We start from the raw sequence: 22,325 nt of genomic DNA, 5'->3' as shown, positions 1-22,325 counted from the left end.
GCGCGGCCTCACGGCGAGGTGAGGCCGCGCACCCCCGGCGACGTCAACGCGGCCAGCCCGCAGACCACCACGATCACCGCGCAGCCGACCAGCGCGGGGCCAGGGCCGATCGCGACGGCGACGGGGCCCGCCACCAGCAGGCCGATCGGGCCGAACATCAGCGATCCGAGCGCGTCGTAGGAGCTGACCCGCGACAGCGACTCGGCGGGGATCTCCCGCTGCATCGTGGTCTGCCACAGCACCCCGAAGACGTCCATGCTGACGCCCATGATCACCGCGCCGAGCACCACCGTCCACAACGGCGCCCCCACCCCCAGCAGCAGGTACGGCAGCGCCGTGGGCAGCGTCAGCAACGTGCCGAGGAAGATCGGCCGCCTGGGCCGCAGCCGCATCGCGACCACCACCCCGCCGATCATCCCGACCGCCTCGCCCGCCAGCACGGCCGACCACGCGGGCGCCCCTCCGAGGCTCTGCTTGGCCAGCAGCGGGCCGAGCACGCCGTGCGCCGCCTGCATGGCCATCACCAGCACGGAGAACTGGGCGACGACCACCCACAGCCACTGCCGCGAGACGAACTCCTTCCAGCCGTCGCGCAGGTCGGCCAGCACCGAGTGCCTCTCCTCCGCCAGCCGCTCCACGGGCTTGAGCCGCAGCACCGCGATGAGCCCTGCGCCCGCCGCGAACATCAGCCCGCTGACCACCAGCGCCCAGCCGCCGCCGATCAGCGCCACGGTCGCCCCGCTCAGCACCAGCCCCAGCACGCGGGCGGAGTTGGCGCCCAGGCCGAGCAGCGCATTGCCTGTCTGCAGCCGCTCGGGCGGCACGACGTCGGGGATGATGCCGGCCAGCGCGGGCCACATCATCGCCACCGCGATGCCGCTGATCGCCGCGACGATCACCAGCGCGGGCATGGGTGTCCAGCGGCTCAGCAGCATCACGCCGAGGGCCGCGAAGGCCAGGGCGCTCATCGTGTCCGCCGCGAACATCACCCTGTTCCTGGGCAGCCGGTCCGCGATCACCCCACCGACCAGCATGAAGACCACCATCGGCACCGCCTCGGCGGCGAGGACGACCGACAGGGTCGTGGCCGTGGCGCCGGGCAGTTCGAGGATGCCGAAGGCCAGCGCGACGGGCGCGAAGGAGCTGCCGAGGACCGAGACGGTCCTGGCCGAGAACAGCAACGCGAAACGGCGATCGCGAAGCAGGCCGAGATCGCCCGCCATAGTCCCCCCAGGTATCAAAGGGACAATGGTCTCACCCGCAGCGCGGGAACGAGCCGCCGCAGTCCCTCTCCGATCCGCTCCAGCGGGATGCCGCCGTAGCCGAGCACCACGCCCTGCTCGGACGGCCCCGCGTAGTAGCTCGGCAGGCTCTCGACCGCGACCTCGGGGGCCCGCGCGGGATCCACCTCTCCCTTGGCGCACAGGTGCAGGCCGGCGGCAGACGGCACCAGGTCGAGGTGCTCGCGAAGGAACGCGCCGATCAGCGCGTGCCTGGCCGCGTACTGCCTGGTCGCCTTGCGCACGTGCCTGGCCAGCAGGCCCTCGTCGATGAACCTGGCCAGCGCCGCCTGCGCGGTCGTCTCGCTGTGCCAGTCGGTCAGCTGCTTGGCGACGCGCAGCGCGGGCTGCAGCGAGGCGGGGGCGACGAGGAAGCCGAGACGCAGCATCGGGGCGAGGGTCTTGGAGAAGGAGCCGACGTAGATCACCCTGCCGCTGCGGTCCAGACTCTGCAGCGGCTCCAGCGGACGGTCCTCGAAGCGGAACTCGCTGTCGTAGTCGTCCTCGATCACCACGGCGTCGCGCTGCCGCGCCCAGGACAGCAGCGCCGTACGGCGGGCCAGCGACATCGGCGTGCCCAGGGGGAACTGGTGCGAGGGCGTGACGTAGACCAGCCGCGCCGCGCGCGGGATGGCCGTGACGTCCAGGCCCTCGGCGTCGACGGGCACCCCCGCCACGCGGGCGCCGAGCGAGTGGAACAGCCGCCGCGCGGGCGGGTATCCCGGCTCCTCCACCGCCACGCAGTCACCCGGCTCGATCAGCACCCTGCCGACCAGGTCGAGCGCCTGCTGGGCGCCCTGTGTGACGATCACGTCGTCGGGCGCCGCCCGGACCGAGCGTGAGACGCCGAAATAGCGGGCGATGGCGACGCGCAGCCCTTCGTGCCCCTCAGGAGCGAGATAGCCGGCCGCCGTCACCCGCAGCTCGCGCGTGACCAGGCGCCGCCAGCTCTCCAGCGGGAACAGGTTCAGGTCGGGGGTGCCCACCCTGAAGTCGAACGCCGGCCGGCTCCTTCTCATCTCCATCGCGGCGATCTCGCTCCACACCCCACGCGGCCTTACGCCGCTCCCGTGTGGCGCCCTGCGCTGCGTCGAGGGCCTGACCGGCGCGCTGACGAACGTGCCCGCGCCCGCCCTGCCCTCGAGGAAGCCGTCGGCGGTGAGGCGTTCGTAGGCGACGGCCACGGTGTTGCGGGCGACGTCGAGGCCGCGGGCCAGCTCCCGCGTGGGCGGCAGCCGCTCGCCCTGCCTGAGCCGTCCGTCGAGGATCGCGTCGCGCAGCTGCCGGTAGATCTGTGCGGCGAGCTCACCCCTGCCCTCGAGGCTGATGTGGAAGTCCATCTTGGCCCAATCAGATCGCTAAGAATTGGAGCTTACACTCGGCCAACCCTCGCCTCTAACCTCTCCTCATGACGCAAAGGATGGAAATCGGCACAATGCTCCCGGACGCCTACAAGGCGATGGCAGGGCTGGAGAAGGTCATCGGGAAGAGCGGGCTGCCCAAGCCCCTCCTCGAGTTGGTACGGCTGCGCGCCAGCCAGATCAACGGCTGCGCCTACTGCGTGGACATGCACAGCGCCGACGCCAAACAGGGAGGGGAGAGCGACGCCAGGATCAACGCGGTGGCCGTCTGGCGGGAGGCGCCCTGCTTCACCGAGCAGGAGCGGGCCGCGCTCGCGCTGACCGAGGCGGGCACCAGGTTGAGCGAGGGCGGCGTGTCCGACGAGGTGTGGGCGGCGGCGGCCGAGGTGTTCGCCGAGGACGACCTGGCCGCCCTGGTGGTCCAGATCGCCACCATCAACGCGTGGAACCGCATCGGCGTGATCACCCACATGACCCCGGAATCGTTCAAGTAGATGAATCCCCGCCGCGTCCTCACCGTCGCCCAGCTCACCAGCTCGATCGGCGACGGGGCCTACATCGTCACCTCGACGCTGTACTTCGCCAGGATCGTCGGCCTGTCCCCCTTCGAGATCGGCCTCGGCCTGACCATCGGCTGGGCGCTCGGCACCGTCGCGGGCGTCCCGCTGGGGAACCTGGCCGACCGGAGGGGGCCGCGCGGCGTCGCGGTGCTGCTGGCGGTGGCGACGGGCGCGGGGGTCGGCACGTTCCTCGTGGTGCGCTCCTTCCCGATGTTCGTGCTGGCCGTCTGCCTCTACGCCGGCGCGCAGAGCGGGCTGTCGGCCGCTCAGCAGGCGCTGCTGGCGGGGCTGGTGCCGCCCGCCGAGCGCACCAGGGTGCGGGCGGTGCTGCAGTCCACGCTCAACGCGGGGATCGCGGTCGGCGCCGGGCTCGGCGCCCTGGCGTTGCACTTCGACACCTCGGCGGCCTACCTCACGGTCTTCGCGGTGGACATGGCGAGCTACCTGGTCGCGGCGGGGGTGCTCGCACTGGTGCCCGCCGTGGCGGGCGTGCCGGCCGTGAAGGGGGAGCCGCGCCTCGCCGTGCTCAGGGACCGGCCCTACGCCGTGATCACCTTGCTCAACACGGTCATGCTGCTCTACAGGCCGCTGATCAGCCTGGTGCTGCCGCTGTGGATCGTCCAGCGGACCGACGCGCCCGCCTGGACCGTCTCCGCCGTGCTGGTGCTCAACACCGTGTGCGTCGTGCTGTTCCAGGTGCGCGTCGCTCGCAGGGTCCGCGACCTGGCCTCCGCCTCCCGTTTCGTACGGCTGGCGGGCCTGGTGCTGTTCGCCTCGTGCCTGGTGTTCTCGCAGGGGCACACCGTGTTCGTCCTGCTGGCGGCGGCGCTGCTCCTGGTGCTGGGGGAGATGATGCTCTCCTCGGGCGCCTGGGAGATCAGCTTCGGGCTGGCTCCCGCCGGCAAGCAGGGGCAGTACCAGGGCTTCTTCGGCACCGGCACGGCGATCGCGAGAATGGCGGGCCCGGTGCTGCTCACCAGCCTCGTCATCGGCTGGGGCACACCGGGCTGGGTGGTGCTCGGGGCGTTGTTCGCGGCGGCCGGCGCCGCCATGACGCCGGCCGTCCGCTGGGGCCTACTTGAAGCCGCGAAGACGCAGGCTGTTGGTGACCACGAAGACGCTCGAGAAGGCCATCGCGGCACCGGCGATCATCGGGTTGAGCAGCCCGAGCGCGGCTAGCGGCAGCGCCGCCACGTTGTAGGCGAAGGCCCAGAACAGGTTGCCCTTGATCGTGGCCAGCGTCCTGCGGGAGAGCCTGATCGCGTCGGCGGCCACCCGCAGGTCGCCGCGGACCAGCGTGAGGTCGGAGGCCTCGATCGCCGCGTCGGTGCCCGTGCCCATCGCCAGGCCCAGGTCGGCCTGGGCGAGCGCGGCGGCGTCGTTGACGCCGTCGCCCACCATGGCGACCGACTTGCCCTCGGCCTGCAGCCGCTTGACCACGTCCACCTTGTCGGCGGGCAGGACCTCGGCGATGACCTCGTCGATGCCGACCTCGGCCGCGACCGACCTCGCCACCTTCTCGTTGTCGCCGGTGAGCAGCACGGGAGTCAGACCCAGCGCCCTCAGCTGCTGGATCGCCTCCTTGGAGGTCGACTTGATGACGTCGGCCACCACGAGGACCGCGCGCGCCTTGCCGTCCCATCCGACCGCCACGGCGGTACGGCCGGCCGCCTGCTCGCGCTCCAGCGCCTCGGTCAGCTTCTCGGGCAGGTGCTGGGACCACTCGGCCAGCAGCCTGGGGCGGCCCACGAGCACGGCGTGCCCGTCGACGACGCCCTGCACGCCGAGGCCCTCGACGTTGGCGAAGTCCTCGACCGTCGCCTTGGAATCGGCGGCGCGGGCGATGGCCTGCGCGATCGGGTGCTCCGAGGCGTGCTCCAGCGCTCCCGCGAGGCGCAGCACCTCCTCGCGCTCCTCGCCCTCGGCCAGGTGGACGCCGGTCAGCGTCATCCTGCCCTCGGTGACCGTGCCGGTCTTGTCCAGCACGACCGTGTCGATCTTCCTGGTCGACTCGAGCACTTCGGGGCCCTTGATCAGGATCCCCATCTGGGCGCCCCTGCCGGTGCCGACCAGCAGCGCGGTCGGCGTGGCCAGCCCCAGAGCGCAGGGGCAGGCGATGATCAGTACCGCGACCGCGGCGGTGAAGGCCGCGCCCGCGCCGCCGCCGGTGCCCAGCCAGAAGCCGAGCGTGCCGATGGCCAGGGCGATGACGATCGGGACGAAGATGCCGGAGATCCTGTCGGCCAGCCGCTGGACCTCGGCCTTGCCGGTCTGCGCGTCCTCCACGAGCTTGGCCATCTGGGCCAGCTGGGTGTCGGAGCCGACCCTGGTGGCGCGGACGATCAGCCTCCCGCCGGCGTTGACCGTCGCGCCGGTCACCGCGTCGCCAGGGCGGACCTCCACCGGGACCGACTCGCCGGTCAGCATCGAGGCGTCGACCGCGCTGGTGCCCTCGTCGACCACGCCGTCCGTGGCGATCTTCTCGCCGGGACGCACCACGAACCTGTCGCCGACCTTCAGCTGGTCGGTGGGGATGCGCCGGCCGTCCGCCAGTTCGACGTCCTTGGCGCCCAGCTCGAGCAGGGCCCGCAGCGCGGAGCCCGCCTTCCGCTTGGACCTGGCCTCGAAGTAGCGGCCCGCCAGGATGAACGCGGTGACGCCCGCGGCGGCCTCGAGGTAGATGTTGCCCGAGCCGTCGGTCCTGGCGATCGTGAACTCGAACGGGTGCGTCATGCCAGGCGTGCCGGCCGTGCCGAAGAACAGCGCCCACAGCGACCAGGCGAAGGCGGCCAGGGTGCCGATCGAGACCAGCGTGTCCATGGTCGCCGCGCCGTGGCGCAGGTTCGTCCAGGCGGCCTTGTGGAACGGCCAGCCCGCGTAGACCACGACGGGCGCGGCCAGCGTCAGCGACAGCCACTGCCAGTTGGTGAACTGCAGCGGCGGGATCATCGCCATGGCGATCACCGGTACTGCCAGCACCACGGAGGTGATCAGGCGGCTACGGAGTGGGCGGAGCTCGTCCTCCGGCTCCTGCTCGCCGGCGGCCGTCTCGCTCTTGGGCGGGGCGGGCAGCGCAGCGGTGTAGCCCGCCGACTCCACGGTCGCGATCAGCTCCTGCGGGTCGACTCCCTCAGGAAAGGTGACCTTCGCCTTCTCCGTCGCGTAGTTGACCGTTGCGGTCACGCCCTCGAGCTTGTTCAGCTTGCGCTCGATCCTGTTGGCGCAGGACGCGCAGGTCATGCCGCCGATGGACAGTTCGACGGCGCCGTGGGGCTTGTCGTCGGTGAGGGGAGACATCACCTCTCCTTTCTTACGTCGCGTTCCTGCGTCAGTGGCCGTGCGGGGTGGAGTCGTGGTCGGAGGCGGGACTCGCCGACGGGCTGGCCGTGGGGCTGGCCGCCGCCGTCGCGGCGCCTGCGCGGGCGGTGAAGTCCGCGGTCCGTACGGTGCCGTCGTGCTGGAAGTCGAGGAACAGGCGGTAGTCGCCGGTGCTGGGCACCTCGGCGTAGAAGACGATCTCGGGGCCGGCCTTGGTCTTGCCGTCGCCGGGCGTGCCGTCGGGGTGGACGTGGAGGTAGGCCAGGTCGCCCGCGCGCAGCGCCACCAGGTGGCCGTAGGCGCCGAGGTAGGGCTGCAGGTCGGTGACCGGCTTGCCGTCCTTGCTCACCTTGAGCGTCAGCTTGCTCGACTTGCCTGGGGTCAGGTCTCCGTCGAGGGTCACAGTGTAGCCGTCGACCTCGGCGGTGCGGCTGGCCTGCGGCAACGCCTTGGGGGCGTAGTCGCCGGCGGCGAACAGGTCGGTGCCGAGGGTCAGCGCGCTCGCGCCGGTGGGGAGGATGTCGGCGTAGGCGCGGTAGACGCCGGCCTCGGGGAGGGTCAGCTTGACCGTCCAGACGCCGTTGGCGCCTTCTTCGGGGTGCAGGTGCTGGAAGGTGGTGAGGTCGCGGGAGACGACGATGAAGTGGACCTTCTTGTCGTGCTGGACCTGGTAGTCGGTGACGGGTCTGCCGTCGGGGGCTGTCACGGTGAAGGCGAAGTCGGTGGGCTCGCCGGGCTTGATCGTCGCGGTGAGCGGGGTGAGGGTGTAGCCGTTCTGGGACACTTGGAGCCCCCCGGGGGTATCCTGTGCAGCTGCTTGTGCGGGTTTCGTGGTGGCGCTGTTCTGGTCGCCGTTCTGGTCGCCGTTCTGGTCGCCGTGGCCCGTGCTCTCGCCGTGGCCCGTGCTCTCGCGGCCCGCGCCACCGTCCGTGCTCTGGCCGGCGCTCTCGCGGGACGCGGAAGCCTGGGGAGGGGCGCCGACCTCGCCGACCTCGCCGACCGCGCTGCCCACGCCGAGGGCCGCGCCGAAGACGACGGCGAGGCCCGCGACGTAGGTGACGAGCTTGGCGGGGGTGTTCACGACCGGTCCGCCACTTCGTATCCGGCGGCCTCGACCGCGGCGACGATCCGGTCGGTCTCGACGGGGCTGTCGCTCTCGACGGTCAGCAGGCCGCTGGCCAGGTCGACCTCGACGCCGGTGACGCCGGAGACCTCGCCGACCTCCTCCTTGACCGAGCTGACGCAGTGGCCGCAGGTCATGCCCTTGACGGTGTAGGTGGCGGTGCTCATGTCATATCTCCTCGGTGCTTGGTGTGCGGACTGCTAGGAACGGACGAGTCTGGCGATGGCTTCGGTTGCTTCCTTGACCTTCGCGTCGGCCTCGGGGCCGCCCTTCAGGGTGGCCTCGGCGACGCAGTGGGCCAGGTGCTCCTCGAGCAGGGAGAGGGCGAAGGACTGAAGGGCGCTCGTGGTGGCCGACACCTGGGTGAGAATGTCGATGCAGTACTTGTCGTCCTCCACCATGCGCTGAAGGCCTCTCGCCTGGCCCTCGATCCGGCGCAGCCGCCGGAGGTGGTCTTGCCTGGTGCCGGTGTATCCAGCCATGGTCCCCGCCTCTCTCTTCCTTCAGCATAACACCCTACCCCCCTAGGGTATTCCACGGGTCTGATGATTTTGCCTTCCGTGACGGGGCTCAGCCCCGTGCGCTCGCTTGCCGTATCCCTGGACGGAGGCCGGCCACGCGCCTTGGGTGGCGCACTCGGCGGCTTGCCGTACGGGGGGATCTAGACGCGCGCGGGCTGCTCCTGCGGGACCTGCGCCGGCCGCCGCATGAGGACCAGGGTGAGCAGCGCGCCCGCCGCGGCCACCACGCCCGCGCCGACGAAGGCGGCGTCGAATCCGTTCTCCTGCGAGGTGGCGATCGCGGTCATGACGGCCAGTCCCAGCGCCGACCCCACGTTGTAGGTGGTGTTGACGATCCCCGAGGCCAGCCCGCTCTCCTCGGGCCGCACCCCCGACAGCGCCGACATCATCGCGGGGATGTACGCCAGGGACATCCCGACCGCGGCGACCAGGCTCGCAGGCAGGAAGGCCGAGCCGCTGAAGGCCAGACCGCCGACGCCGACAGCCAGGACGGCCAGCCCGAGCACGATGAGCGGCTTGGCGCCGAACCGGCCGAGCAGCCGCGCGGTGATGCCGATCATGAAGATCATGACCGCGACCGTCATCGGGAGCAGCGCCGCGCCGCTGGCGAAGGCGCCGTAGCCGAGGTCCTGCTGCAGGAACAGGTTGAGGAAGTACCACATCGGGATCCAGGCGGCCCCGAGCAGCGCCATCGCCAGGTTCGCGGGGGCCAGGCCGGGGGTCTTCCAGATCTTCAGCGGCATGAGCGGCTCGCGCACGCTGCGCTGGGTCAGCAGGAACGCGACGAGCAGGACGATCGCGCCCGCGGCCTCGATCAGCGTCGTGGTCAGCGACTGCTCGGGGGCCTTCACGATGGTGTAGACGGTCAGGGCGATGCCCGCTGTAACGGTGATCGCGCCGAACACGTCCACCGAGCCCCGCTTGCCCTGCGTGGCGGGCAGCAGCGCCGGGATGGCCGCGAGGGTGATCAGGCCGATCGGGATGTACACGATGAACACCCACGGCCAGCTGAGGTACTCGGTGATGACGCCGCCGAGGAACACGCCCGCCGTACCGCCCGCGGGGGCGGCCGCGCCGTACAGGGCCATGGCCTTGCCCAGCTCGCGCGGGTTGTGCCCGAACAGCATCATGAGCAGCGTCATCGCGGCGGGCGCGATCAGCGCCCCGCCGACACCCTGGACGGCGCGCCCGAGAATCTCCACCCACGCGGACGTGGCGAAGGCCGCCACGACCGAGCCCGCGGTCAGGACGACCCAGCCGATGGTGAAGATCTTGCGGGCGCCGAACAGGTCGGACAGCCTGCCGCCCAGCAGGAGCAGGCCGCCGAAGGCGACCACGTAGGCGTTGAAGACCCACTGCAGCCCGCCCGGACTGAACCCGAGGTCACGCTGCATCTCAGGAAGGGCGACGCCGATGATCGACGTATCCATGATCACCATGAACTGCGCGGTGGCGAGCACGACCAGCGCCCACCACCTGTTGTGTTGCGGCATGTCCACTCCTCTGCTCAGTACCCCCTGGGGGTATCTTTGACGCCGGTGAACGTAACATACCCCTAGGGGGTTTGCAAACCCTTCGGCGTGGCTGTGCGTACCGTCGTATCGGAAGATTGGGTAGAACTGGATAGGTCCGCACCCGGGGGAGCACGGCCAAGCCTTGCTAGGCTGCCTTGCAACCGTTGCAACCGGGCGTTGTCTCACCCCGGCAGGTGAGACCGTCGAAGAAGTGGGGTCACACCGTGAAGAAGGTGCTCGTTCTGGCGCTGCTCGCCCTTGGGGGGCTGCTCATCTGGCGCAAGGTTCAGGCCGACCGCGCCGAGCTCGACCTCTGGACCGAGGCAACCGGCAGCGAGAACTAACGATCGTGGCGACGAGGGTATGACCGACATCGGCCCCATCAAGCTGGTCTGTCTCGACCTCGCCGGCACCACGATCGGCGACATCGCCACGGTCGAACGAGCTTTCGCCGAGGCGATCGCCACCCAGGGCATCGTCCCAGGGACCGGTGCGTACGCGCGGGCCATGGTCCACGTGCACCGGTCCCGAGGGTGCCCGAAGATCGAAGTCTTCCGCGGGATCTTCCCGGGGAACGAGGCCCAGGCACAGGCCGCGAACCTGACGTTCGAACGCTCCTACGAGGGCGCGATCGAGCGGGCGGGTCTCGTCCCCATGCCCGGAGTCGTCGAGGTCTTCGACAAACTCAGGGGCGCGGGGCTCCACGTCGCGTTAGTCACAGGCTTCAGCAGAACGACCCTGAGCAGGGTGCTGAGCGTGCTGGGCTGGCACGACAAGGTCGACCTCGCCATCTGCCCCGAAGACGCCGGACGCGGGCGTCCATGGCCCGACATGATCCTCCACGCGGTGCTCCGCCTGGGGATCGAGGACGTCAGGCAGGTCGCGGTGGTGGGCGACTCCGAGAACGACATGCTGGCGGGGCGAAGATCGGGGGCCTCGGTGGTGGGCGGCCTGATGACCGGCGTCCACAGCCGGGACCGCCTGGTGAACGGCGGCGCCACGCACCTGCTCCACGCGCTGGCGGAGCTCCCCGAGGTGGTCCTCGGGGGAGAGCACAACTATGACCCACAGATTGCGAAAGCGCGTGGTTAGTCACTCTCTGTAGTCGGGTAGACCGCGTTGCGTGATCTCTCACTGATCACCACGGACTCACCTGTGAGAGGTGCCTCATGCGTCTTCCGCACGTTTCCGCTGTGCTTGTCCTCGGCACGGCCAGCCTGTTCGCCACCCCCGCCCACGCCGCGACTCCCACCTACGGGTGCCTCGAGATCCTGCAGGAGGACGTGTCCTTCGCCATCATGGGGGTGCACTGCGAGTCCTACGAGGGAGCGCCCACCACCGGTGAGCTCCTGACCGAGTTCAGGATCGTTCCGAACGACTCCGAGTCGTCCGGCTACCTCTGCCGCATCCCGCCGGGCAGGACGGTGTCCGGCTACGCCGGTGGGTACCCCAGCTCGGTCCTCGGACTCTCGTGCAGGGAGGAAGGAGCCGGGAAGACGCCCTCCCTCACGTTCTCGCTCGCCCCCTCGCCCTCGCCCTCGCCCTCACCCTCGCGCCCGAACCAGGCAGGCGCGGATCCTGCCTCCTCCGAATTCTTCAGGCCGTTCGGGCTGTACCTCGGCTTGGGGTCGTTGGGTCCTGTCGCCTTCCGCTGATCAGGGCGCGCCTTGCCTTGGTGGGGGCCTGTGCCGCATGGGATGTCGCCCAGGCCGCCTTGCCTGGACAGGAGCGGCGGCGCAAGTTGCCGTCAGCTACTGGTGGTGCCGTCCTCGGAAGCATCGACATCGATCACGTATTCGAAGATGTATCGATCGCCGACAACAACGGAGTCGAGGAACTCGAGCGGAACCCCCTCGGTATCTCGGGCCAGTCGCTGCACGTTAACGACCGGCACACCCGGGCCCAGCTTCAGCATCGCGATCTCCTCCGGCAAGGGCATCCGCATGCTGAGGCGCTCGACGAACTGGGAAATCCGCCGCCCCATTTCGTCCTCGATATAGGCCGCCACGCCGCCCCGGACCCGACGGGCCTCGCTGATAGGTGTCGCGGCGAACATGCTCGCGGGGTAGTAGCCATCCGTTCGTTGGACCGGCTAGCCCTCGACAGTGAACATCAGTCGCCCAACGATCACCTCGGTGTCTTCGTCGAGTCCGAGCTGTGCTGCGATCTCGGGCGCCGCTGTGATCGTGTCCACACGCAGGAGTTCCTGCCTCGCCTCAAGACCCCGAGCGGTCATCTCTGCGTTGAAGTTGGGCGCACCGCTCCTGCGCCGAGATCGCCGGACGGCGCCGGTGGACTGCATGAGGATTGGCGCTCGACGTTTGATGTACGAACCGCTGCCTTGGGAGCTGTCGATCCGACCCTCGCTCCGAAGGACAGCCAAGGCCTTGCGCACGGTCGCGCGCGTCGTGCTGTACCGCGCCGCCAGGTCGTGCTCTGTCGGTAGCCGCTCACCAGGAGCCAACTCGCCCGTAACGATCTGCCTCCGAAGGTCATCGGCGATACGACTGAACAACGCTTCGGCGGCCATCACCTTCGCTCCCTTCCCTCTGCGCTACTCGCTGTAGGACCATCCTCTCCACTGGTCGACCGTGATCGCGACGACAGGGCCTTCTGGCGGGTGATCCCTGTACTGGTGGTAACGCTCGGCCAGGCGGTCGATCCATCGGGACCGGCCGGCGGGGTCTTCCACCATCGAAGCTCTGCCGTCCGCTCGTGCCCACCACAGCCGTTCCCAGTCCTCCTCGTAATGGTCCACGAGCAGGCATACGCGCTCATTGGCGGCGATGTTCCTGAGTCTGCGCAGGTTCATCGTGTTCTTTGGCTTGTGATCCACGGCGAACGCGATCACGTTGCTCTCGACGGCAAACACGATCGGGACGAGGTGCGGTGCGCCTTCGGCATCTGCTGTCGCGAGCTTGGCGGTTCGCGCTGCCACGAACCTCTCTCGGGCAAGAGTCTCGTCCATCTCCCCATTGAACCAGCAGGATTTCTGGACGATCCGCTTGCATATACAAATCCGCACGGCCCACAGGCAAATTTGTATATGCAAATGACCGCCCTCGCGTTCGGCCTGGAGGCCCGTCCAACCAGGCGCCGCGCTGCCTCTACGCCGGTCGTCACGGTGCGCGAGCCCTGCTACAGCGAGAAGCACCCGCCGCTGGCCATGGGCTGTGCCAGGTGCGGGCACCCGCCCTACCTGCACGGCTGCGACGTGATCGGCGAGCACGAGTACGTGGTCCCATCGGCCGAGCTGATGGCCGAGCGGTTGAGCCTGTACGTATCCCTCGGCCTGCACCGCCGTCGTATGTCCGACGCGCAGCCGATCCGCGACCACCAGTGTGCGCGCGCCACCGTCGAGCTGGTCGAGGAGATCACCGAGGTGCTGGACGATGTCGAGGCCGAGCTGGGGCTGTCGGCGGCCGCTGCTGACGACCCCGAAGTGGAGCGAGAGCTCGTCGACGAGCTCGGCGCCGCGGTGCTTGGTGCTTGACGAAGCGACCGCGAGCCCGCCGGTCCTTGGCCAGGCCGTCGCGCGCCGTACACCGAGCGCACCCAGACCACAGCATCCGTTCCCCCTCGAGGCGAGCACACGCCAGCGATCGCCATCTCGCGGGAGGCGGACGGGTAGGCGCCGGCGGCGGCCGCCGACGACCGCGGCGAGCTCGGGCGGCGCCTGACCGACCGCCGCACGCAACGCGGGCGCTCAGTCCCCATCACGTCGTGGACGGGCGAGGGGTGGCGCTGTCATGAGGCCGTACGACCTCGGCCTCCGCCCGATTGTCAGTCCTGAGGGCTGGCTGCGGTTCTCCAACTCGCAGGGCAACTGCATCGAGGTCTGCCAGGACTGCGAGTCCGGCAGAGTCCGGATCCGGGAGACCACGCTGCCCAGGCACGTGGTCGAAGTGCACTCGGGTGCGTGGGACGACTTCTTGCGGCGGTGCCGATCCGGGTTCGTGCCAGAGGTCTACCCCGATGGCGGAATGGTCGCGATGTTGATCGTGGATGTGTACGGTCCTGGCCGCTGGCACCTGCTGATCACAGATGAGCGTGATCAATGCGCTTACGCCCGCGAACAGCACGCTGATGTTCATGATCTGGCGCCGGTTGCGCTCGGCGAACTCGTCGCGGGTGACCGTGGTGCGTTCGAGCGCGTCGAGGCGCTCCTCGACCGCCTTGGTGCCGGCGGCTGTGGCGGCGCTGTCCTCTTCTACGCGGCGCACGAGGTCGGCGTGGCGGGCATCGACGTGGTCCAGGCGCTGGATGACGAGCGCGATCTGGCCGTCCAGCCGGGCGAAGCCGGTCTCGACGATGCCGCGCAACGCGGCCAGGGCGACGTCGACGCCGCCGGACTGCTCGATCACGCGGGCTCCTCTCTCGTGGTCCTTGCACGTTCCACTAACCCGCGTGAAGATCAACCGAGCGTGTGAACCGACTTCCGATCACCAATCGACAACTTGGAGACGCCGTGTCCTATCCACAGGACCCCTACGGCCAGCAGCCACCCCATGGCCAGCAGCCGTACGGGTATGGCCACCAGCAGCGGCCGCCCGGATACGGCTACCAGCCGCCCCCGCCCCCGCCGCCTCAGCGCAACATAGGTGTGATCGTGCTGTTGGCTGTCGGGCTGCCGCTGCTGCTGTTAGCGGGCTGCGCCGCGGTGGTCATCACCATCGGCGGCAACGCCGATCGGGTCGTGACTACAGCAGACGAGCCGAAAGCCAGGGTGGATCTGAGCGCCCCTAGCCAGCAGCCGACCTTGGCCACGCAGGCAGCTCCCGAGACGGGAGCTACCGATCCAGCCGGCGTCCCCACCTCGTCGCCACCGAGCCAAGCCGCGGCCGCGCGGGTCGGTGAAGCCATCACCCTGGCGGGTAGGGACCCGGGGCTGCAGGTGGCAGTCACCGTCAACCAGGTGTTCGCCACCGCCACCTCCGCCAACAGTTTCTTGAAGCCGAAGACGGGTTACCGCTACGCGGCCGTCCAAGTGACGCTGAACCCGACGGGGCAGGCCGTGTACAGCGATGCTCCCTCCAACGGCGCCCGCCTCATCGACAGCGAAGGGCAGCAGTACGACTCCACCGTGAGCCAGGTCAGCGAAGGCCCGTCCCTCGGAGGGTCGGTGACGGTGAGCCCGGGCGACAGCCGCAAGGGCGTGATCGTGTTCGAGGTGCCGGAGAAGGCGGTGCTGGTGAAGTTCCAGTTCGCCTTGAACAGCGGTTTCGCCGACCAGAAGGGCGAATGGCTGCTCAACTGATCGGGAGCTCACCCTTGAGGGGGCTGGTGATCTTGCCAAGCTTCCAGCCAGACTCGTATATCCACAAATAACAATCATGTATTTTGGAGCTCGCTTGATTCCCCGCCTCGCTCTGCTCGCATCACTGTTTCTGCTGGTCCTTGCTAGCGCCAGCTGCTCTAGAAGCGGATACGGTGCTGAGGAAGGAGAGTGCTTCAAGGATAAGAAGGGGAACTATGAGGTCGTTGACTGCACATCGCCCGACGCAGACAGGAAAATACTGAAAATCTTGCGAGGTTCGTCGCTCAGCATCACCGACTGCCCCAACGGCACCCACGCCATGCGGGAATACGATGGAGAGGGCCGCTGTATCGGGACGCCATGACAGGTTGGACGACGCGGACCGGGCATCACTTGCCAGCCTCCCGTCGATCACCTTGGACCACATGCTAGATAGGTCTGGCATTCCGCCCGCAACCGGCACCGTTGGCAAGCGCAAGAAGCTGCGGCCCGTGAAAGCGCCTTGCTGACTGTTGCTCGGTCTTTGCTGACTGCTGTTCGATGTGGAATCCCACCTCCATCACGTTGGCGTGTGAGGCGGACCGCGACTTTGCTGCATGCAGAACTACTCCAAGACGGCCATGTGGAGGGCGGCTTACCATCAACGACTTGGATGAGCGGCTGATCATGGCGATGACTGCGCGTCTAGTTCTTGCCCGTCCACTTCACCGACAGGAATGACGGGGAGTTGTCGAACATCTCCAGTACGGAGAGGCTGGCTCCGCTGTCCTGAAAGCCCAGGACTTCCAGATAGTCACCTACGGCAAGCTGCACGAACGTGGTGGTGGAGGCCTGCCCGTAGCCTGGCCGTCGACAGCATCGCCGATGTGCTCTCCTGGCAGGATCGTGGTCCCGTTCTTACGGAACCATGCGCCCCTGCCACCCGTGGCGTTGTTGGAGAATGCGAACACTGTGTGACATTCGAACCAGCCGGCTGGCTGTGCGGTGTATCGGCTTGGGCCCGAGCTGTTGCTGTGCCCGCTGTCGTTGTCGTACTGCAAGTTGTCCCAGTCGATCGAGATGCAGCTCCCAGAGGGAAGCGCCGGGGAGTCGCCTGCATCTGTAGCAGCGCTCGCGGCGGGGACAGCAGGAAGTTCAATGCGTCACGAACGTCGGTGTTGATCTTTGCGGCCGTCAGCAACTCGCCCACGGTCCAGGTACGTGGATTGGGTACGGTCGCCATCAGCGTGCTCTCGATCGCCCTCGGCGATGATCCACTTCCATAAGCGGGCCAGGGCCCGATACTTCTTGTGGGCGCTGACTCCGCTGGTGCGGTCGATCTCGGCCTTGAGGAAGGCGCGGATGTGGGTGTTCTCCACGCCCTCGGTGTCGGTGGGCAGGTCGTGCTCGATCAGGTAGGCCGGCAGGTCGTTCGCCGAGCCGATGTAGGCCTCCAGGGTGCGCTTGCTCTTGTCGGCCTCCTCCAGGGCCAGCCGCCAGGAGGGAATGATCTGCGCGAGCGGAACGCCCGCAGGCTGAGCCGCCGGGCGGCGCGAGCGCTTGGGCGAAGGCTTGCCGGCGCCGGTGGCGGCGGCCGCGCGTGGTGCTCGGCGGGTGCGTGTCGACAGCGGAATCGAGGTTGCCAGACATGAGGGCCTCCAGGGACAGCCCAGGCGACGCCTGGGGGTCGAAGTGCGGAGCACCAAGTGGCGAGAAAGCCTATGCTGTTGATACGGTGTGCAGCCGGAGCGATTTGCACCGCGCGGGCATTTCCGCAAGTCAGACGCGTTTTTGAGGGGCCTTAGCTCAGTTGGCAGAGCGCCTGCTTTGCAAGCAGGATGTCAGGAGTTCGAATCTCCTAGGCTCCACCTCTCTTCACCTGCAAAAAGCCCAGGTCAGACATGATCGTCTACCCTGGGCTTCTTTGTGTCTGGGAGGAATTCGGGAGGCGTGCCCGTCACGTGCCCGATCGGTTCTTGAGTGCTCCTCGGGCGAGGTCGTCGAGCTTGCGCGCCACTTCGCGTTGGCGTTCGTCGGTGGAGTGCTGGTAGATCATCGCGGCGCGCGTGCTGGAGTGGCCCATGCGGGTCATCAGCTCGCGGATCGAGGCTACTTCGACTGAGAGTCGAGTTGCCGGAACTCTGTGGCGATGCGACCGAGCAGCGCTCGCAGTTCCTCCCCGTAGACGGCGACCCTCGCGAACGCGTCGAAGGTCTCCCCGTGAACCCGTACGTCATCGACGTCGGTCAAGGTCTGCTCAGCAGTCAGGCTCTCCACCATGCTGGCCGAGCCATCGAAGATCGTGAACCCGTGGAGGGGGAAGCGCGGCACCTGCGCCGACCAGGGCACCACACCGACCTGCACGTGCGGCAGCGTCGACGCCTGACCTAGTCGATCAATCTGTGCCTGCATCAGGGACGCCGGCCCTGGCCACGTCCTCACAGCCCCCTCTGTGAGGACGAACGAGAACTCCCGCTCCGGCTGGAAGAGAATGCTCTGCATCTCGACGCGTACAGCCACGGCCCGTCACACGGCCTCTTCGTCGACGTTTCTCCCAATCGAGAGGGCCAACCGCGCATACTCGGCCGTCTGGAGCAGGGCCGGAATCATTGCCGATTGGAACGAGGCCACCCGATGCGCCGCTCGCACGCGGGCCGCGTTCGCCGGCTCCCGACCCGCCAAGCCACCCTTCAGCCGCGAGACCTCGTCCCGCAGGCGCTTGAGGAGACCGTCCAACTCGACTCGCGCCTCACGGGAAAGCTCCAGAGCTTCAACGAGACGCTCAACAGTCTCAGGCAGCGGAAGCAACTGCCCCGTTTCGATCTGCGAGATCGTCGGCTGAGTCACACCAGCCCGCGACGCCAGATCCTTCCCTGTAAGGCCGGCATCCTTGCGTAGCCGTCGGAGCAACTCACCCAGTGCCCGCAGGCGGTCCCGACGATCGTCCACATCCAGCGTTCTACCACCCGCAAGGCGATCGGTTCAGACGCTGATCCGGATCACTGCCGAATTGTTCTCATAGGTATCAAGGGCGGCGCTCCGCGCCGCCACGCGGCCCGAGCTTGCGGGCCGCACGCTGCGCGTGCGGCCTGGGGGCCGTTCTCGCGCGCACCCGCCACTCGGACCGCGCAGAGGTACGAGCGCAGCAAATCTACTGATCTCAACAGCACAGCAACGGCTATGACTCTCCGCCGTGACGCCGCCGGCCGAACTCGCTTGCGCTCGCCCTTCGGGTGCCTACGGCATTCCGCCGGCCGCGCTACTTCGAACAGACTTAGTCCTTTATGCCTCCGGCGGGGGCCTCGGGATCAAGGATGATCGCGACGAGCACCAGGCGGTCACTGACCAAGGTGGAAGTCTGATCGTCCCGTCACCATCACCCCAGGACAAGCCCAGCAGACCAGGGGCCAGTGGTGAAGGTCGTTCTTCCAGCGGGGAGCTCCACCTCCACCACTGGCCCCTGGCCCGCTTCCCTGACGGGTGGGATGACGGTGATGGGAAGATCAGACAGGGGGAGCCGTCCGGAGCGGACACTCAAGCTCCGGGACATGTGCCGTATCCCCGGACACCATCAGCGCTGTGTTCTCCTGCCGAGACAGTTCGCTTCTCCGGGTTTACCAGTGAAAGGCCCTGACACGGGCTGCCGCCGGGATCGCCCAGGTGTGCAGGTGTCCGGCGATCCGCAGCAACGGCCCAGCCATCAGATAGGCGCCCACAGCGAGGCCGTAACCGAGGTAGATCCACTGGCCGACGGTCAGGAGCTTGATACCCGCGACGAACGGATACCACAGTGCGCTGAACTCCGGCGTGTAGAAGCAGATCGGAGCCTCGTAGTGGCCGGCCCCGTCAGGCCAGCAAACCTTGGGAACGTCAACGTCTCCGAACACCGCCCCGTTGAGTCCAACCCAGATCGACAGCCCGAGGACCACGACTGTGACGAGGTCGGCCAGGGCCGAGGCATCCGACTGGTAGCAGCGTACGGCCAGCGCGAACGCCGCAGGAACCGCCGCGAACAGCAGATACCGCGGTCCCCAAAACGATGAACCGCTCCACGACCAGTACATCCCGTAGAGCAGGAGCAGACCGATCACGAACGCCAGCCATAGATCGTAGAGCTGCCGTCCGGCGGCCAGGTGGCGCAGGCGCTGCCTGACGGGCAGGAACAGTCCGGGCGCGAAGAAGAGGAGGCCTTTGCCAAAGGAGAAGATCAGCGACAGCACCCCGAAGAAGATCGGATAGCTGAGGCCTGGCAGGCCTGAGTACGGCATGATCGTGCGGCGCCCCTGGTTGTCGGCCTCATAGCCGGTCTCGAGTGGACTGCCACGCCTCAGCCACGCCTCCGCCATCACCAGCGCGACCGCCGCGCACACCGCCAGTACCCAGCGCAGTCGCCGGACGTCCCAGATCCACTTGGCGGTCATCAGGGCCATCGCGGGCAGAGCGGCGGGGGTGCTGGCGACCCCGACGGCGACCGTGAGCCATGCCGACCGCGTTCTGCCCCCGAGGAGCGCAACGGTTCCGATGAGAACAAGGATCGCGGTGAAGACCTCGCCGTTGTATCCCAGCTGGTGGTGGGCGAACATCGACGCGAAGACCAACAGCAGGATGAATCGCCGTAGGAGCGGCCGGGGCAGTCGGTCACGCAGCGCGAACCAGACGAACGCCACTCCCCCCATGAGCAGAAGGGGGTTGTAGCGCAGCGTCCACCAACTCGGCGCCTCTACGAGCTTCCCGATCAGCCAGAGCGGCGTCGAGAACAGCGGTCCGATCATCGAGTATTTCTCTTCCGGCACCGTCCCCTGCGTGAGCAGACCCGTCAGCTGGAAGTAGCGGATCGAGCCGTCACCCCACTCCAGACGCGGCAGGAGGAAGAGCATGCCGACGAACCCTGCGATGATCAAGCCTGTCTCGACCCTGGCGGCCAGGCGATTGTCTTCCTTGGCAGGCTTGTGGACTTCTGGACGCTCTTCAACTCTGATGCTCACGCTTCAGACCATTGCTGGTGGCCGCTCAAGAGAGAGCCAAAGACACGGCCTGGCAACATCACAAGGCGGCTGGTATCTGCCTAAAGCCGGTTCGAACCCGCAGTTCGAGCGCCCTGCGATGAGCTATGAAGCGGTACAAGAGCGTCGGATGTGATGAGAGCCGCACGTTCGGTGGGGGACGGCGGCTCAGCAACACGAACCAGTGGCACCCTCAGCACCGCGCCCTGAGCTGACCGCACGGTGCCAGTTCACGGAGAGATGCCGTTCTTCTTGCCGTCCGGATCCACACGCCGAACGGCGAAAGGCCCCGCCTCCGGTTCCAGAGGCGGGGCCTTTCGTGATTCTCAGTCCGGCCAGCGGGCCGGAACACCTAGCCGGTTACTCATAGGTATTCCATGATCCGGCCGGGATTGGGGCCCACCATGGGCGGGCCTACCCGAGGCCGGGAATCGGATAGCTGGGGAACTTGTCCCACCATGGGCGTATCTTCTCGAGGCCGGGAATCTGAGGGTCGGTCGGGAACGGGCCCCACCATGGGCGACCCTGCTCGAGGCCGGGCATGTGATCGCCGGGCTTGTCATCACCAGGCTCGTGATCACCAGACGTCGGATAGCAGGGCTCGTGATGGTCGGCCTTGTGCTCATCATGCTTCGGATAGCCGGGCTTGTGATGGTCAGTCTTCTGCTCATCATGCTTCGGATAGCCGGGCTTGTGATGGTCAGGCTTGTGATGGCCGGGCTTGCAGGGCTTGGTGGGCTTCGGAGTCGGTGTGATCGTCGGTGACAGCGTGGGCGACGGGCTCATCGTCGGTGACAGCGTGGGCGACGGGCTCATCGTCGGTGACAGCGTGGGCGACGGGCTCATCGTCGGTGACAGCGTGGGCGACGGGCTCATCGTCGGTGACAGCGTGGGCGACGGGCTCATCGTCGGTGACAGCGTGGGCGACGGGCTCATCGTCGGTGACAGCGTGGGCGACGGGCTCATCGTCGGTGACAGCGTGGGCGACGGGCTCATCGTCGGTGACAGCGTGGGCGACGGGCTCATCGTCGGTGACAGCGTGGGCGACGGGCTCATCGTCGGTGACAGCGTGGGCGACGGGCTCATCGTCGGTGACAGCGTGGGCGACGGGCTCATCGTCGGTGACAGCGTGGGCGACGGGCTCATCGTCGGTGACAGCGTGGGCGACGGGCTCATCGTCGGTGACAGCGTGGGCGACGGGCTCATCGTCGGCGACAGCGTGGGCGACGGAGTCGGCGTCGATGTGTCGCATTCAGAGACGGTGAAGACGTTGCTATCGAGGGTGACTGCGCCGTTACGGGCCAGTGCTCGGCCGTCGACAGTGGTGTTTGTTGTCACCGTAATCGATGTCAGAGCAAGGATGTTGCCCACGAAGTGGGAGCCCGTTCCCAGCGTCGCGGAGCTGCCCACTTGCCAGAAGACGTTGCACGCTTGAGCGCCATTGATCAGATTGACATTGCTGGCTGATGCTGTGATGAGCGTCGAGGCGATCTGGAAGATGAAGACGGCGTTGGGATTTCCTTGCGCGTCGAGGGTGAGCGTGCCGCTCAGCGCCAAAGGCCCTGAGGACGCGTAAACGCCTTCAGTGAGTGTCTGACCGACGAGATCGCCGGAGACGGTGGCGGTCGGAGCTCGGCCGGCGGCGTCGTTGTATGCGATGACCAAGTCGGATTGTGCTTGAGCTGCGTGGGCATCGTTGAGGTGCTGCGTCCCGAGCACTATGCCGGGAGGGAATCCGGTTACTGAGGTAGCTGGACCCGGACTCACGCCCAGGTCTCTACCGAGGATGGTGGGCCCGGTGTTGGTGACCGCGCTCCCACCCAGAACCGAGTAGCTTTCGGTAGTTCCCAGGTCGACTGGGGCTACTTGCGCGGCGCTCTCCCTGGATTGCGCAACCATGAGCACACCTAGGACGAGGAGAATCGCGAGACCCGCTGCCACGCGGGAAAATCCAGGTCGGCTAAGAAATGTGTGCATAGAGATAGCTTTCATTCAGCACGTCAGTCTCCTATGTAAGGGCATGGGATAGATCCGACCGTCGCGCCTGCAGAGGGCGAAGACGTCCGGCTGCGCGAGTCATCACCAACCGAACATGCCCCCGTAGAGCGATTGGTGGTTCGTGAAGCCCGAGAGGCCTTACCTCGCGATTCGCCACACTATCCGGAGACGTCCACAATTGCGGAATGCCGACCGCTAAAACGGCATATAGTAATCGCCAAATACTTGCCTGTCGCCCCTTAGGACACTTATGAACGATTTCAGATACTTTGCCCACTTTGGATGGTCGTAAAGCTACTAAAAAGGGCATTTAGCATTCTAAGGTTCAAAACCCACCGAATGCGCCTATTGGGCCGCGCGACGCTGATGTCGATGGGAGAATGGACGTGTCATTGACGTCCTGTCGGGAGC

23 protein-coding genes, 1 tRNA gene and 2 pseudogenes are annotated in these 22,325 nt (G+C 67.6%); 9 read left to right on the top strand and 17 right to left on the bottom strand.

The genetic code is table 11. The features are described from left to right. Positions 1-8: 8 nt before the first annotated feature. Both ABFX55_RS36480 and pdxR read right to left on the bottom strand, forming a co-directional pair. Entirely contained in the window at positions 9-1,223 is a 1,215-nt protein-coding gene (locus ABFX55_RS36480) for an MFS transporter (protein WP_346127466.1), read from the bottom strand. 14 nt (positions 1,224-1,237) lie between these two features. Next, the gene (gene pdxR, locus ABFX55_RS36475; RefSeq protein WP_346127464.1) at positions 1,238-2,620 is read right to left on the bottom strand and encodes a MocR-like pyridoxine biosynthesis transcription factor PdxR; all 1,383 of its coding nucleotides are present in this window, start codon (positions 2,618-2,620) and stop codon (positions 1,238-1,240) included. 80 nt (positions 2,621-2,700) lie between these two features. Between pdxR and ABFX55_RS36470 the strand changes: the two genes are divergently transcribed. Beyond that, positions 2,701-3,135: a carboxymuconolactone decarboxylase family protein gene (locus ABFX55_RS36470; RefSeq protein ID WP_346127463.1), complete on the top strand. Its 435-nt coding sequence runs from the start codon at positions 2,701-2,703 to the stop codon at positions 3,133-3,135. Continuing rightward, positions 3,136-4,380, top strand: a complete 1,245-nt coding sequence (locus tag ABFX55_RS36465) for an MFS transporter (protein WP_346127462.1) — start codon at positions 3,136-3,138, stop codon at positions 4,378-4,380. Here the strand turns inward: ABFX55_RS36465 and ABFX55_RS36460 are convergent. From ABFX55_RS36460 to ABFX55_RS36440, 5 genes are all read right to left on the bottom strand, one after another. Continuing rightward, positions 4,276-6,498 (bottom strand): heavy metal translocating P-type ATPase, encoded by a 2,223-nt coding sequence (locus ABFX55_RS36460; protein ID WP_346127460.1) that lies wholly within the window; start codon positions 6,496-6,498, stop codon positions 4,276-4,278. The two genes, ABFX55_RS36465 and ABFX55_RS36460, sit on opposite strands and share 105 nt — an antisense overlap. A 31-nt stretch (positions 6,499-6,529) precedes the next feature. Beyond that, positions 6,530-7,600, bottom strand: coding sequence for a hypothetical protein (locus ABFX55_RS36455; protein WP_346127458.1), 1,071 nt, complete (start codon positions 7,598-7,600; stop codon positions 6,530-6,532). After that, positions 7,597-7,809, bottom strand: a complete 213-nt coding sequence (locus ABFX55_RS36450; protein ID WP_183653068.1) for a heavy-metal-associated domain-containing protein — start codon at positions 7,807-7,809, stop codon at positions 7,597-7,599. Before ABFX55_RS36450 ends, ABFX55_RS36455 begins: the two co-directional genes overlap by 4 nt. A gap of 33 nt (positions 7,810-7,842) precedes the next feature. Further along, on the bottom strand, positions 7,843-8,124 hold the full coding sequence (locus tag ABFX55_RS36445) for a metal-sensitive transcriptional regulator (protein WP_346127457.1): 282 nt from the start codon (positions 8,122-8,124) through the stop codon (positions 7,843-7,845). Between the two features lie 179 nt (positions 8,125-8,303). Next, positions 8,304-9,656, bottom strand: coding sequence for an MFS transporter (locus tag ABFX55_RS36440; RefSeq protein WP_346127455.1), 1,353 nt, complete (start codon positions 9,654-9,656; stop codon positions 8,304-8,306). A 245-nt stretch (positions 9,657-9,901) separates the two neighbouring features. On the opposite strand from ABFX55_RS36440, the gene ABFX55_RS36435 reads away from it, so the two are divergent. The 3 genes from ABFX55_RS36435 (at position 9,902) to ABFX55_RS36425 (ending at position 11,332) form a co-directional block, all read left to right on the top strand. Further along, positions 9,902-10,021 carry a DLW-39 family protein gene (locus tag ABFX55_RS36435; RefSeq protein ID WP_312895735.1) on the top strand — a complete coding sequence of 40 codons (120 nt, stop codon included), beginning with the start codon at positions 9,902-9,904 and terminating at the stop codon, positions 10,019-10,021. Positions 10,022-10,040: 19 nt separating this feature from the next. Continuing rightward, entirely contained in the window at positions 10,041-10,769 is a 729-nt protein-coding gene (locus tag ABFX55_RS36430) for an HAD-IA family hydrolase (protein WP_346127453.1), read from the top strand. Positions 10,770-10,870: 101 nt separating this feature from the next. Continuing rightward, the gene (locus ABFX55_RS36425) at positions 10,871-11,332 is read left to right on the top strand and encodes a hypothetical protein (protein WP_346127451.1); all 462 of its coding nucleotides are present in this window, start codon (positions 10,871-10,873) and stop codon (positions 11,330-11,332) included. Positions 11,333-11,424: 92 nt separating this feature from the next. Here the strand turns inward: ABFX55_RS36425 and ABFX55_RS36420 are convergent. The 3 genes and pseudogenes from ABFX55_RS36420 to ABFX55_RS36410 form a co-directional block, all read right to left on the bottom strand. Next, positions 11,425-11,757: pseudogene (locus tag ABFX55_RS36420) on the bottom strand (UTRA domain-containing protein); the annotation flags it as partial. Positions 11,758-11,769: 12 nt separating this feature from the next. After that, the gene (locus ABFX55_RS36415) at positions 11,770-12,207 is read right to left on the bottom strand and encodes a GntR family transcriptional regulator (protein ID WP_346131363.1); all 438 of its coding nucleotides are present in this window, start codon (positions 12,205-12,207) and stop codon (positions 11,770-11,772) included. 24 nt (positions 12,208-12,231) lie between these two features. Next, positions 12,232-12,645, bottom strand: a complete 414-nt coding sequence (locus ABFX55_RS36410) for a TIGR03668 family PPOX class F420-dependent oxidoreductase (protein WP_346127449.1) — start codon at positions 12,643-12,645, stop codon at positions 12,232-12,234. A gap of 84 nt (positions 12,646-12,729) precedes the next feature. Here ABFX55_RS36410 and ABFX55_RS36405 point away from each other — a divergent pair, with 84 nt between their 5' ends. Then, positions 12,730-13,170, top strand: coding sequence for a hypothetical protein (locus tag ABFX55_RS36405; protein WP_346127447.1), 441 nt, complete (start codon positions 12,730-12,732; stop codon positions 13,168-13,170). Positions 13,171-13,393: 223 nt separating this feature from the next. On the opposite strand, the gene ABFX55_RS36400 is transcribed toward ABFX55_RS36405, so the two are convergent. Further along, entirely contained in the window at positions 13,394-14,041 is a 648-nt protein-coding gene (locus tag ABFX55_RS36400; protein ID WP_346127445.1) for a hypothetical protein, read from the bottom strand. A gap of 245 nt (positions 14,042-14,286) precedes the next feature. Here ABFX55_RS36400 and ABFX55_RS36395 point away from each other — a divergent pair, with 245 nt between their 5' ends. Further along, positions 14,287-14,934: a DUF4352 domain-containing protein gene (locus tag ABFX55_RS36395; RefSeq protein ID WP_346127443.1), complete on the top strand. Its 648-nt coding sequence runs from the start codon at positions 14,287-14,289 to the stop codon at positions 14,932-14,934. A gap of 76 nt (positions 14,935-15,010) precedes the next feature. Further along, positions 15,011-15,298, top strand: a complete 288-nt coding sequence (locus tag ABFX55_RS50045; protein WP_428834780.1) for an LppU/SCO3897 family protein — start codon at positions 15,011-15,013, stop codon at positions 15,296-15,298. Between the two features lie 320 nt (positions 15,299-15,618). On the opposite strand, the gene ABFX55_RS36390 is transcribed toward ABFX55_RS50045, so the two are convergent. Beyond that, the gene (locus ABFX55_RS36390) at positions 15,619-15,747 is read right to left on the bottom strand and encodes a hypothetical protein (RefSeq protein WP_346127441.1); all 129 of its coding nucleotides are present in this window, start codon (positions 15,745-15,747) and stop codon (positions 15,619-15,621) included. Positions 15,748-16,076: 329 nt separating this feature from the next. Further along, positions 16,077-16,619 carry a hypothetical protein gene (locus ABFX55_RS36385; RefSeq protein WP_346127439.1) on the bottom strand — a complete coding sequence of 181 codons (543 nt, stop codon included), beginning with the start codon at positions 16,617-16,619 and terminating at the stop codon, positions 16,077-16,079. A gap of 89 nt (positions 16,620-16,708) precedes the next feature. Between ABFX55_RS36385 and ABFX55_RS36380 the strand changes: the two genes are divergently transcribed. After that, positions 16,709-16,781: transfer RNA gene (locus ABFX55_RS36380), tRNA-Ala, on the top strand. A gap of 89 nt (positions 16,782-16,870) precedes the next feature. Here the strand turns inward: ABFX55_RS36380 and ABFX55_RS36375 are convergent. The 4 genes and pseudogenes from ABFX55_RS36375 to ABFX55_RS50040 all read right to left on the bottom strand — a co-directional run bounded on the left by ABFX55_RS36375 (position 16,871) and on the right by ABFX55_RS50040 (position 21,815). Then, complete coding sequence (locus ABFX55_RS36375) at positions 16,871-17,005, bottom strand: hypothetical protein (protein WP_346127437.1); 135 nt, start codon at positions 17,003-17,005, stop codon at positions 16,871-16,873. 17 nt (positions 17,006-17,022) lie between these two features. Further along, positions 17,023-17,862 (bottom strand): annotated as a pseudogene (locus ABFX55_RS36370) (helix-turn-helix domain-containing protein). 665 nt (positions 17,863-18,527) lie between these two features. Next, the gene (locus ABFX55_RS36365; protein WP_346127436.1) at positions 18,528-19,898 is read right to left on the bottom strand and encodes a hypothetical protein; all 1,371 of its coding nucleotides are present in this window, start codon (positions 19,896-19,898) and stop codon (positions 18,528-18,530) included. 432 nt (positions 19,899-20,330) lie between these two features. Then, entirely contained in the window at positions 20,331-21,815 is a 1,485-nt protein-coding gene (locus tag ABFX55_RS50040; protein WP_428834779.1) for an ice-binding family protein, read from the bottom strand. Between the last annotated feature and the right edge of the window lie 510 nt (positions 21,816-22,325).

The organism is Nonomuraea roseola (genome assembly GCF_039535395.1).
Classification (GTDB): domain Bacteria; phylum Actinomycetota; class Actinomycetes; order Streptosporangiales; family Streptosporangiaceae; genus Nonomuraea; species Nonomuraea roseola.
This window is presented reverse-complemented; position numbering and strand designations above follow the sequence as displayed.